1 protein-coding gene is annotated in these 461 nt (G+C 66.2%); it reads right to left on the bottom strand.

Going from position 1 to position 461, the window contains the following annotated elements; all coding sequences use genetic code 11:
* On the bottom strand, positions 1-461 hold a 461-nt coding region (locus tag ACSNOD_RS31740), incomplete at both ends, for a B12-binding domain-containing protein (RefSeq protein ID WP_436770521.1).

Genomic DNA, 461 nt, shown 5'->3' with positions numbered 1-461 from the left:
CCGACGACCTTCATCCCCTCCAGCAGCGTCTCGTTGACGATGTCCAACGCCGGCCGCTCCGCCAGCGCCGCGTCCAGATCCGCTTCCAGACCGTTCTTCTCACCGTCGATGATCCGCCGCTTCAACCGCTCGTCCAGCGGCAACGACGCCAACTCCTCGGCGCGGCCGGCCTTCATCGAGGAGGTGTTGACGCCCTCGAAGAGCTCCATCAGCTTCTGGAGCGGGTCGTAGCCCTCCGACCGGCGGTCGTAAATGAGGTCCAGGCAGGTGGTCACCTGTTCCTCGTCGAGCCGGGCGATCGGCAGGATCTTCGAGGCGTGGACGATGGCCGAGTCCAGGCCGGCCTTGACGCACTCGTCCAGGAAGACGGAGTTCAACACGACACGGGCGGCGGGGTTGAGGCCGAAGGAGATGTTGGACAGGCCCAGCGTCGTCTGCACCTCGGGATGGCGCCGCTTCAG

Source organism: Streptomyces sp. URMC 123 (genome assembly GCF_051386515.1).
GTDB lineage: Bacteria > Actinomycetota > Actinomycetes > Streptomycetales > Streptomycetaceae > Streptomyces.
The sequence above is the reverse complement of the archived record's forward strand: the minus strand, read 5'-3'. Positions and strand labels throughout refer to the sequence as shown.